Genomic DNA, 12795 nt, shown 5'->3' with positions numbered 1-12795 from the left:
AAGAAACATCGAACTCGAGACCGGTTGATATATAACTACTTTCAGAAAATCTCAAAACCTGATCATCGACCACCGAGCGGCAGAACTCCCCCGCCGACGGGATAGGGCGGCAGCGTTCCCACAAGCGTCGGTGTCAATGTGGTCGCAGACGGATCGGCACGACCGAGAGTGAATTTCCGAACTTCGGCACCCGTTCCGTTGCTGCCGCTGACGAGGAGATCCGCGCCGGTAGTCGTGCTCGTCGTGGCCACTCCCACACCCGACCCTGGATCGGTGAACGGGTCGAAAGCTGCAACCTCCCGAAATGCCACGTCCGTCGAATGGTGATCTGGACTCTCGAGGTACATCTCGGGTGCACCGTCGAGCCTGGATCCACTCGAGAAGACGCGGATTGATCCGTCTCCTCCGAGCATGCCTGCCACTATCGACTTTGCGCCGCCCTCGGCGCCGGCCACCCAACCCGTCGACAGAGACACCCCGTCGCGGTAGCCCTGGTCGAAGGCCAAGAACTGTGATGTCGTTACCGGACCATCCGTATGACCTGCGTGTTCATCGGAGTCGCCCTGCGCAGCCGCCGTCGGTTCGTACAGGTCGTAGCGGAACGTCTTGATCAACGGCTCCTCGCCCGCACCGGGTGCTGTCACGATGCTCGCTCGACCGGAGTGACTGTCGACCATTCCGGTTGCGAACGTGACTCCGCTACTCGATCCCGGGTACGGCGAGAACGAACCGAATTCTGCGGGTGCGGACCTCTTGTCCGCCGGAAGGTCGGTGGAGTAAATCTTGACCTGCGACTCCATCCCCGGGCCTGATGCAACGATGATGTTGTCTGCCAGTGCATTTCCGTCGATGTCGACACCACCGACGTTCACTCCACCGCGGAAACCCACATCGAAGGGCGCAAATCTTGCCAACTCGTCGGTGAACGGCACGCCGCCGACTGCGTTGTACGCCACCACTTCCGGAGCCGAGCCTGCCCCTGTTCCAGCGACCAGATCAAGCACCATGTCTCCGTTCACGTCCGCCATCGCCACACTCGGGGTGCCTTCGAACGACGGGAAGGGCGTCACAGCGGTGATCAGTTTGTCGCCGTTGGCATCGAATATCTGCACCTTGGCGGGCACGCCGGCCGAACCAGGTATCGCGACGGCATACGTCGATACCTCGGGAATCACGTTGACGGTAGCCATCAAACCGTTGTCCTCGTGATTGAGTCGGTGGCAGTGAATCACAAAGGTTCCGGTGTACTCGGTGAACTTCGTTCGCAACGTCACTGACGCAGGCTCGAGAGCATTCTCATTCTCGTCAGTCACCGGAGCAGGCACGTTTACATTGTCGATCCCCCAGGGCTGAACCCCTGTCGTCGTCCCTGCGACGGGATCAACGACTTCCATCACTTGGAAGTCGTTCACGTGAATATGCATCGGGTGTTCGTCGTTGTTGAGGTTCGTGATCTTCCATTCTTCAACGGAATTCAGCCGCGGTTGAATCAGCGGGATGTTGGGGAACGTGTTGTCGGCGAATTCGTAGGTGAAGGCCTTCGGATCGCTGTTGCTGGCCTTCTCGTTTCCGAACCCACCGGACACTGTGAGGTTGCGGGTCACGTCGGGCGTCATCGCTGCTGTATCCACGAACGAGGTGTAGGTATCGAGCTTCTGTCCGAACTCGAAGGGAGTCGTCTTCCCTTCGCCCTCGTCTGGCGTCGCGCGGATCAACTGCTGAGTCGGGAACGTGAAGAATCCGTCCGCGTAACTGATCACCGACGGGTCGACGGTGACGGTTCCGAGTTCGGCGGGCGGATTGTCGGTACCGTTGTTGGTATAGAGAATTCCCGGATTGCTCACCGGTTTCGCACCTTCCAGCGGTGGCATCTCCAGCACCAGATCGCCGGACTCCGGCATCGTCACGGCGATTGCATAGCGCGAGGCCGGCGGAATCACCAGCCTGGTTCCGTCCCCGTCCACGGGTGGCCTGACCTCGTCGAACGGGTTTCCGTCCTGCCCCACGATTGCGAACTTCGGATGGGTGCCGGTTGCGGTTTCCGTCAACGTAACCGGCATGTAGGCAAAGTCGCTGATGTTGGCAAGCACCCAGATCTCGGTCTGCCCCGGCTTCAGTTTCAGCGACGGCTGGAACTGACCGTTCACGGTGTACTGCACATCGCGTTGGTTGTCCGGCAGTGAGGGATCGGCCGGAACACTCGTCGATTCACCCACGAAGCTCTGCAGATTGCCTGGAACGAATTGATTCTGTCCACGATGATTGGCCGGGGACAACGGTCCCGCGTACCAGTTGGTGAAATACTGCGCGCCCTCGGTGGTGTCCGAGAAATTCACCGGAGCAAGGCTCGGACGGTACGTCCCGTCGGCTAATTCGGTACCGGCGGGTGGCGTCAACGTACTGACGAATTGGGGCCAGTTCGCGTCGTTGAGCTGCCGACCCTTTCCTTTGCGGTCGAATACGAAGTTGTACTGCAGTGCCATATCGCGAATCGGAACGTCGTTTGCCGTCACGACAGGCAAATTCCCGTCCGGCCGGCCGATTTCCAGTAGCCCGGCCAAGCCCATGTACGTCTGCTGGGCGGTGAGGGTGTGCCGGTGACTGTGGTACCAGTAGAGACCGTTCGGCATCGTCCCCGGAATCGCGTAGTCGTACACGTTTCCCTGGCCGGCGGGAATGTTGAGCAACACGTTGTCCGCATTGCCGTCCGGACTCACGTGCACTCCGTGCGTGTGCAGATTCAGCGGAGCCGACGTCAGCGCCGGCGGATAGATCGGCACGTCCCCGCCCGCCGGTGTGAATGCCGGATCGTAGAAGTCCTCGATCGTGAGATCCTGCAAATCGTTGTCGTAATGAATGATCAATCGCTCTCCGGGATTGACGCGGAGAGTCGGCGCCGGATAGACGTCACTCGCCGAGGTCGATCCGTCCGACGCCGTACCGCGGATGACCTCGTACCCGAAGAGCAGAAAATTCGACACGGGCGCCGAAGCGGTATCGAGCGGAATCACTCCCTGATGAGCGGACAAGCGCACCTCGAGAACACCATCTCGGCTACTCAGTTTCACCGGCTCCCGGTAGTCGACGGCGGTTCCGTCCGAGCCGTAGTTGGCGCCCACCTCGGGCGCCGATTCAGCGGACGTACACGCGGCCAACGCCATCGTCATGGACACCACTACTGCTGCGGCTAACGACCTTCCTCGCAGTGCGATCACTGGTTTCCCCGTTCCATGGTGGCGTGAGATACGTCCGATCAGCGCTCATCAGCCTATCGAGAAAACATCGGCTGAACAGTACATTCACGACAAATTGCCCACCTAGTGCCCGCTCGAGCGCTGCACCTTGCAAGCAGTCTCAGCAAACCGATCAGAAATCGAGAAGCACAGCCAAGGGGCCCGCAATTACGTTGAAACACATGAACACACCACAGAAGTCCACTTCCGACCACACGTCGTCAATCCACACATCAGCAGGGAGCGCCCAGATGACCACCGCGCAATCCGTGATCCTCGACGTACCCGACCTCGTCGCAGCCGAAGCCTTCTACAACGCTCTCGGCGTCGGAGATCGAATCCAGCTACGCGAATCGAACGAACCGACAACCGGGTTTCGTGGGTACACCCTTTCGCTCGTCGTCTCCCAACCGAACATCGTCGACGCCTTCGTCGGCGCCGCACTCGCAGCCGGTGCCGCCGTCTTGAAGCCGGTGAAGAAATCCCTCTGGGGATACGGCGGAGTCCTTCAGGCTCCGGACGGTTCGATCTGGAAGATCGCCACGTCGTCGAAGAAGAACAATGAACCCGCCACCCGCACAATCGACAGCCTCGTGCTGCTGCTCGGCGCCGAAGACGTCAAGGCCAGCAAGCAGTTCTACCTCGACCACGGCCTCGAGGTGTCGAAGAGCTTCGGCCGCAAGTACGTCGAATTCACCAGCGCAGCAAACAATGTCACGCTGGCACTGTACGGCCGAGGCGCCCTGGCAAAGGACGCCGGGCTCGCTCCCGAGGGCACCGGATCGCACCGAATCACCATCACCGGTGCGTCCGAACCCTTCGCGGATCCTGACGGTTTCGCCTGGGAAAGCACCCATTCCTGACGCAGGCGGTGTCTCGAGAACACGCCCGCCCGACTCAGGACATCCGACGAATCCTCTCCAAGTTGTGCGACATCAACGGACCAACGGTCTCGAGAGCGGCGGGCGAGGTGATGTCCCAGTGAGTGCACTCGACGGGGTGATTCACGATATCCCCGCTGACATACGCACGCCATGAATCGACTCCACGGTTCAGCCATGGATCATCCAGCGCTGCAGTGAAGTACAGCACGTCGCCATCGAAGATCCCCGGCTGGTGAGCCTGCATCAACGTGTCGTTGTGCCGGGCCGCGAAGACAAGCCTGCCGACATCTTCCGAAGTCAACTCGCCCATGGCGTGCGCGAACTCGAGTCCCATGTCCGCGTCGTCGTCAGCGTCCGAACCTTCACCGTCTTCAGCGGCATGGGCGAAGCTGTCCAGCATCACCAACGAATCGACCGACTCGCCCGCTGCCTGCAATAGCACCGCCATCGAGTGTGCGATCACGCCACCGAGCGACCAACCGGCAAAGTGATACGGACCTTCAGGCTGGATTTTTCGAACTTCCTCGAGGTACCTGGCGGCGGTGAACTCGATGGACTCCGGCAGCGGATCCGCGGACGAGACTGCTGGAGTTTGGATCCCGTACATCGGAGTCGCCGAATCGATGTACGGCGCCAAGCCGGCATAGCTCCAGGCCAGGCCGACGATCGGATGGACGAAGAACACAGGCGGCCGATCACCGGTCGTCCGAATCGGGAACACGACGTCCAGCGCGCCGGAAGATTCTTGTCCGGAGTCGACACGAATCGCAATCGACGCCGGAGTCGGCTCGGTCATCAACCACTGCAATGGGATCTCGCGAGCAAGCGACATCCGCAGTTTGGTCACTACTCGCATCGCCGACAGTGAGTTCCCACCGAGTTCGAAGAAGTTGTCGTCGGCGCCGACGTCAGCGATCTCGAGGACCTCCGAGAAGGCAGTGGCCACAGCGATTTCCGTAGGCGTGCTCGGCTCCCGATACACGATCTTCGACGCAAAATCAGGGGTCGGCAATGCCTTCTCGTCGACCTTTCCTGTCGGTGTCGTCGGCACCTTGTCGATGAAGACGACAGCGCTAGGGATCATGTGACGTGGCAAGAACTCGGAGACAAAGGCGACGACCTGATTCACCTCCGGCGCAGTCCCCGGCGTCGGCACGACGTACGCGACCAACGCAGTGTCCCCGGACGGTGTCCTCTTGCCGCGGGTCATGGCCACATCCACGTCCGGGTGTGCGTGCAGGGCCGAGTCGATCTCCCCGAGTTCGATGCGATGACCACGAATTTTGACCTGAGTGTCGGTCCTGCCCCGGTACTCGATGGTGAGTTCGGGTGTCCAGGCGGCAATGTCGCCCGTGCGATACAGACGATCACCCGGCCGGCCGTGCGGGTTGGCAACAAATCGGGTTGCCGTGAGCACAGACTGGTCATGGTATCCCCGGGCGAGAGCCGGCCCGGACACGTACAGTTCGCCCGGCGTCCCGATCGGCACCGGGAGCAGTCGCGAGTCGAGGATCAGAGTGTCGAATCCACGCACGGGTGATCCGATCGTGACTGGTTTGCCCGCGACGAGATCACCGACGGTGGAGATGTCGGTTGCCTCGGTAGGCCCGTACCCGTTGAGCATGGTTCGACCACGCTGCCAACGGTTCACCAGTTCGGCAGATACCGCTTCCCCGCCCACACCGAGAACCCGAAGCTCTTCGAGCCCTTCCGGTTCCATCGACGTCAACATCGCCGGAGTGATCAGTGCGTGAGTGACCCGACGTCCGATCATGAACCGGGACAACTCTTCTCCGCCCAGGATGGTGGGCGGTGTGACGACCAGAGTCGCCGCCGCGGACAGCGCCGACATCATTTCACCCACCGACATGTCGAAGCTCGGCGAGGTGTTGTGCAGGAATCGTGAGTGCGAGTCGACGCGATAGTGCTCACGACGCTCGGCGGCAAGATTCGCGAGACCACCATGCGTGACCACGACGCCCTTCGGTTTGCCCGTGGATCCGGACGTGTAGATCATGTAGGCCGGATTGTCGATGCGAGCCGCTCCCGCGATACTCGACTCGGGTAGCTCTTGGATCGCGGTTTCGAGTGCGTCCAGATCGAGCCAGCGCACCGAATCGGGAAGTTGATTCCCACCTCGGCTGATGCCGATGACAGCACCGGAGTCTGTGATCATGTGTTCGATCCGCTCAACCGGATAGTCAGGATCGACGGGCAAGTAGGCGGCGCCGGTCTTCGTCACTGCCCACACCGACATCACGGACGCTGCCGATCGCCGGAGTGCCACGGCTACAAAGGTTTCCGGACCGACTCCGTGATCGAGCAGGATGGAAGCAAGGCGGTTCGACCAGGCGTCCGCTTCACGGTATGTCCACGCACGCCCGTCGGCCCAGATCGCGATTCCGTCGGGGTTCTGTGTGACGGCGGAAGCGATGAGATCAGCCAGGGTTGCGCTGGGCGCAGCCGGCAGGCCCGATACCGGGACAAGCAGGCGACGCTCGTCGGGCCCCAGAACATCCAGGATTCCGGCAGCGGTGTCCGGCAACTCCACGAATGCACGCAGGATCCGAAGCATCCTCTCGCGCAGAACCTCGATCGTCGGCGCATCGAAGACATCCTGCTGATACTTGAGCGTGAATGAAATGCCGTCATCAGCGACAACGGTAAGTGTCAACGGATAGTGGGTCGCATCGTCACCGGTGATCGCAGTAACCGTCATGCCGTCGATCGAGCTCGTTGCAGCGATACCTTCCGTATCGACGGGGTACGACTCGAAGACGGTCAACGTATCGAAGTCAGCGGCATTTCCGACGCTCTTGACGATCTCCGTCAGTCCGAGTTGGTGGTGCTCGAGAAGCGCCGCCTGTTCTGCCTGCAGCCGTGAGAGCAAGGAACGCAAAGACTCCGCGGGGTCGATCGTGACCCGGACGGGCAGCGTGTTGATGAACAGGCCGACCATCGACTCGACATGATCGAGCTCGGGAGGACGACCCGACACGGTTGCACCGAACACGACATCCGTTCGACCCAGCTGGCGCGCCAGCAGAATTCCCCAACCGGCCTGCATCATGGTGTTCAATGTGACGCCGTTGTCGGCGCTGAAGGCACCGAGCTGCTCGGCGAGTTCGGGCTCCACCTGAGTCACAACCGACTCGACGGTGCCGGCACTCGAACCAGCAGACCGTTCCCCGGCGAGCAGGGTCGGCTGCTCGAGCCCGGACAGCGCCCCGGCCCACGCCAACTCGGATTCCGCAGCGTCCCGAGAATTCAACCAGGACAGGTAATTACGATAGGACGCTGCGCGGGGAAGCACCGACTCGTCGCCGTGCGTTGCGTAAAGAACCATCAGGTCCTTCATCAGAAGCGGCATCGACCACCCGTCGAGAAGAATGTGGTGCAGTGTCACTGCAAGCGCGTGTCGACTGGGATCTCGTGTGATGAGCGTGAACCGAAGCAATGGCGGTGTTGCCAAATCGAAACGCTCGGATCGATCACGCGCGAGGGTTCGCTCGTAGACAGCTTCGCGCTCACTCGCAGGCTCGGCACCGAGGTCGACCACACGCCACGGGACATCGACCTCACCGAGAACGATTTGCGCGAGTTCGCCGGACAGATCGGCGACAAAGGCGGTCCGTAGGTTGTCGTGACGGTTCAGCAGAGCAGTCACGGCCCGGTTCATTCGTATCGGATCGACAGTTCCTGTCAGCTCCAGAACCATCTGGGTCTGATAAACGTCGGCACTGTTGCCGGCGAGCAACGAGTGGAAGGCAAGTCCGTGCTGCAACGGCGACAGTGGCCAAATGTCACTGACCAGCGGATACCGGTCTTCCCAGACATCGATGTCCTCTTGAGAGACCGTCACCAACGGAACGTCGGAAGGCGTCAGGCCTCCCCCAGCGCCTCTGCCGACGTGGGAGACCAGGCTCCGCAGCGCGCTCGCCCAGTACTGCGCCAAGCCTCGGACGTCCGTTTCGGTCAGGAGGCGTCCGGCGTAGGAGAACGTCGCGGACAACTCGGCATCACCCGAAATGTCTGTGACTATCGCGTTGATGTCGAGAACTGCGGCGGCAGGCATGTCGGGGTTTCCGGGGCCTTCGATGTCACCGACATCCACGGACGGAGTCCACCCCAAATCGGCGAACTCCTCCGGGACGTTGCCGGCAGACACGCGACCGAGGTAGTTGAAACTGATTTGCGGCATGCTGTCCGGCAGTGGTGTACCCGGGTCGCTGCCGGTCATGTCGCTGCCGGCCGTATCGCTGTCGGTCAGATATCGGAGGACCCCGTAGCCGATGCCACGACCGGGCACGGCGAGCAGTTGTTCCTTGACCGACTTGACGGCCCGACCCGCCGCGACGCCGCCGCGCATGGCGTCGTCGATGTCGAGCGCACCGAGTTCGAGGCGCACGGGATAGACGCTGGTGAACCAACCGACGGTACGCGAGAGGTCAGCACCGGGTGCAGTCTGCTCTTCTCGCCCGTGACCTTCCATCTGGATGAGCGTCGATGTGGTGTGCACGCCTCGTTCGCGACGCCACCGAGTGACTGCAAGCGCCAGAGCTGTCAGCAAACCGTCGTTCACGCCGCCACGGAACGCGGCCGGAAGCTCGGTCAGCAGTGCCTGAGTCGTCGACGCGTCGACGCGCACCTCGATGTCGCGGACAGTTGCGACCAGATCGAGCGAGGGGTCGAAGCGCGCCGATCCCAGATCCGGGTCCTCGCCGTCGACGATTGCCCGCCACGTCGGCAGGTCTGCCGTCGCCCCAACTGCACTGTCCTGCAGCGCATGTGCCCAGCGACGCATCGACGTGCCGACAGGTGCCAGCTGCGCCGGCGCACCATTGGAGATCTGTGCCCACGCGGTCATGAAGTCCGGCACCAGGATTCGCCACGACACTCCGTCGACGACCAGATGGTGCATCACGACGAGCAGTCGCCCGGTCACCTTTTCCGCGTCACCCACCGGCGCGAGCCAGACGCACGCGAACATCACACCGCCGCGCGGATCAAGTTCTCGTCGAGCCAGTTCCACTTGGGATCGTGCCAATTCGGTCAAGCTTTCCGCGCTGTCGACGGCAGCGGGATCGAAGTCGACCTTCCGCACACGTGCGGCCACGTCCACGCTTCCGGGCTCGGCCACGTGCAAAGTTTTGCTGTGCAAGGTCGACCGAAGCATGTCGTGGTGATCGACGACGGCGGCCACCGTGGCGACGATCCCCGCCTGATCGACGCCGACTGGCAGATCCAGTGCGATCGACTGTGAGTAGCGATCGAAGTGATCGGTGCTGCCGAGCACCATGCGCATCACCGGCGTCAGCGGCAACTCTCCGACACCGTTGCCCGGCAGTTCGGCAAGTACCCTCTGCGCCGGCGCGTCAGATCGCAAAACGACCTGTGCCAGCGCGGCAACAGTCTTCTGTTCGAAGACGTCTCGTGGGGTCATCACGAGACCACGAGCCTTCGCTCGGGAGACCAGTTGGATGGATGCGATGCTGTCGCCGCCGAGCCCGAAGAACGAATCGTCGACGCTCACCGCCTCGACACCGAGCAGGTCTGCGAACAGCGAAGCGAGGATCTCTTCCGTCTCGGACGCGGGTGCTCGATAGCGCACCTTCGACGCGGAGAACGTCGGAGCGGGAAGAGCCTTGCGGTCAAGCTTTCCGTTCACGGTCACCGGTAGAGCGTCCAGCACGACATACGCGTCGGGCACCATCGGTCGTGGCAGCGCGGACTCCAGATAGCGCCTTACGGACTCGGTATCGATCACGCGCCCAGCTTGCGGCACCAGGTATGCCGCCAGCCGCTTGCCCAGTGCAGTCTCGACGACAAGCACCACGGATTGCGCGATCTCGTCGCACTGTGTTGCTACCGTCTCGATTTCACCGAGTTCGATGCGTTGACCTCGGATCTTGACCTGACTGTCGATCCGTCCGCGGTACTCGATGGTGAGATCGGCCGTCCAGGCAGCGATGTCACCGGTCCGGTACATGCGCTGTCCAGGATCACCGTGGGGATCGGCGATGAATCGTGTTGCGGTGAGAATGTGTTGGTTGTGGTAACCGCGAGCCAAAGCTGGCCCCGCCACGTACAGTTCACCAGGCGTACCGATCGGCACCGGTCGCAGTCGAGTGTCCAGGATCAGGGTCCGGAATCCGCGCACAGGTTTACCGACCGTGACAGGTTGTCCCGCTTCGAGGTCTGCAACTGTGGAGATGTCGGTCGCCTCGGTCGGTCCGTAGCCGTTGAGCATCGTTCGCCCTGGCTGCCAACGATCGACCAGTTCAGCGGATACCGCTTCACCGCCCACACCGAGAACGCGAAGATGTTCGTGGTCGTGGGGGGCGATCGTGCTCAGAACGGCCGGGGTGATCAGAGCGTGAGTGACTCGTTGCGAGTCCAACAACTCGGCCAAGTCGTCACCACCGATCGTGGTCACCGGAACGATCACCAATGTTGCTGCAGCAGAGAGCGCGGAGATCATTTCGCCGACAGCCATGTCGAAGCTGGGTGACGCGGTGTGCAGGAACCGGGCGTCGGGCGTGATCTGGTAGTGCTCACGCCGTTCGGCCGCCAAGTTGGCGAGACCGGAATGAGTGACAACCACGCCCTTGGGCTTGCCCGTCGAACCCGACGTGTAGATCATGTACGCCGGATTGTCGATCCGCACCGGCGGCCAGCTCGCGCTCACCGGGGCTGCCGCCAGTTCTTCGGCGATGTCCTCGAGAACCAACCATTCGACGTCGTCGGGCAGGAACTGACGCTGCTCGGCGATCGTCACACCCAACCTCGCTCGAGAATCTTCGAGAATGTGGTCGATGCGATCGGCCGGATAGCTCGGGTCGACCGGCAGATATGCGGCACCCGTCTTGGCAACCGCCCAGACTGCGAGGACGGATTCGAGCGATCGTGGAAGAGCCAGCGCAACAAATGTTTCCGGTGTGATGTCGCGTCGCAGCAGGACGTGAGCGAGGCGGGTCGAGAGTTCGTCGGCCTCGGTATAGGGGACGGCGCGGCCATTCCACAGGAAGGCGATCCCCGTTGGATTCGACGAGACCGCAGCAAAAATCAGCTCGGACAGAGTCGCGGGATGCGCCGCCGTAAGTCCTCGCACCGGCACCAGTAGGTTCTGCTCGTCCCGATTCAGGACGTCGATATCCCCGATTACTCTCGCGGGATCCCGCGTCAGCTGCTCGAGCATCATGACGAATCGGTCGGCGAACGACGCAGCCGTGGAACGGTCGAACAAATCCGTCGCGTAGGTCAGCGAGCCACTAACCGCTACCGACTCGGTGTCTGCGCCGCTGGTAGATTCCGTGGTCTCGAACAACGTCAAGGCAAGATCGAATTGAGCTGGAGTGACGTCGAATTCGACGGCGGACACCCGCAGATCAGGAAGCTCGAACGTGGCGTCTTCGATATATTCGTAGGCAAACGTGACTTGGAACAGCGGTGTGTGAGCCTGTGAGCGAACAGGTTGCAGAGCGTCCACCAGTCTCTCGAAAGGCACATCGACGTTGCCGAACGCACTCAGATCTCGGTCACGCACCTGGTCGACCAACTGCGCGAACGTCAGTGCGGGGTCGGCCTCCGTTCGCAGGACGACCGTGCCGACGAACATTCCGATGAGATCCTCGAGAGCCGCTTCGCCTCGTCCGGACACGGGCGTGCCGACGATGATGTCGGTGCTCGCCGACACTCTCGCCAACAGTGCCGCATACGCAGCGTGAATCACCATGAACACACTTGCGTTGTGGTGATCGGCGACCTCACGAACGCGATCCATGATCTCGGACGCGATGTCGAAGCGAACCATCGCACCGTTCTGGGTGGCCACCGCCGGTCGCGGTCGATCGGCCGGAAGCTCGAGCAGTTCCGGAATCCCGTTCAATGTTGATTTCCAGTAATCGATCTGAGTCGATGCGATGCTCTTCGGGTCAGCCTCGTCACCGAGGAGCACCCGCTGCCACAGCGCAAAGTCGGCATACTGGATCTCCAGCGGCGCCCAGAACGGGGCCTGGCCGGTCAACCGTGCCGAGTAGGCGATCATGACGTCGCGAGCCAACGGCGTCATGGACACGCCGTCCGCACTGATGTGATGCACCGACATCACCAGTACATGCTCGAATTCCTCGACGCGGTACAACTTCACGCGAATCGGCACGGAAGCAGTGACGTCGAAACCTTCGGACATGACCTCGAGAATGCGAGTGTCGAGGTCGCCACGGTCGACGTCGATCGGGCTCAGATCGAACTCGACGTCCTCGGGTGTCAGGATCACCTGGACGGGGCCGTCACCGTTGTCGGGGAACACTGTTCGCAGCGACTCATGGCGCGTCAGAACATCACCGAAGGCGCCGCGAAGCGCCGGAACGTCAACGGTGCCGGCGAGTCGGATGGCCAACGGGATGTTGTATGCCGCAGATTCGACATCGTACTGATTGAGGAACCACATCCGATTCTGTGCAAGTGAAAGCGGGATCTGCTCCGGACGAGTCTGCACCTCGAGGGCAGGCCTGTCGGCACGCTCTGCATTGTCCAGTGCAACAGCAAGTTCCGCCACAGAGGGGTGATCGAACAACGTCCGAAGCGGCAACGCGGTACCAGCGTGTTGGTTGATGCGGCTGACAAGTCTGGTCGCATTGAGCGAATTACCACCCAACTCGAAGAAATCATCATCC

General features: G+C 61.7%; 3 protein-coding genes. 1 reads left to right on the top strand and 2 read right to left on the bottom strand.

Going from position 1 to position 12795, the window contains the following annotated elements; genetic code table 11:
* Positions 1-62: 62 nt before the first annotated feature.
* Positions 63-3167, bottom strand: a complete 3105-nt coding sequence (locus RE4_RS21665; protein WP_238076849.1) for a multicopper oxidase family protein — start codon at positions 3165-3167, stop codon at positions 63-65.
* A 317-nt stretch (positions 3168-3484) separates the two neighbouring features.
* Between RE4_RS21665 and RE4_RS21660 the strand changes: the two genes are divergently transcribed.
* Complete coding sequence (locus RE4_RS21660) at positions 3485-4096, top strand: VOC family protein (RefSeq protein ID WP_029255497.1); 612 nt, start codon at positions 3485-3487, stop codon at positions 4094-4096.
* A 34-nt stretch (positions 4097-4130) separates the two neighbouring features.
* Here RE4_RS21660 and RE4_RS21655 read toward each other — a convergent pair.
* A partial coding sequence (locus tag RE4_RS21655; protein ID WP_155716986.1) for a non-ribosomal peptide synthetase occupies positions 4131-12795 on the bottom strand: 8665 nt, incomplete at its 5' end.

It is taken from the genome of Rhodococcus erythropolis NBRC 15567, assembly GCF_001552595.1.
GTDB classification, from domain to species: Bacteria; Actinomycetota; Actinomycetes; order Mycobacteriales; family Mycobacteriaceae; genus Rhodococcus_F; species Rhodococcus_F erythropolis.
Note: the sequence above shows the minus strand (reverse complement) of the source record. Positions and strands in the feature narration are given on the sequence as shown.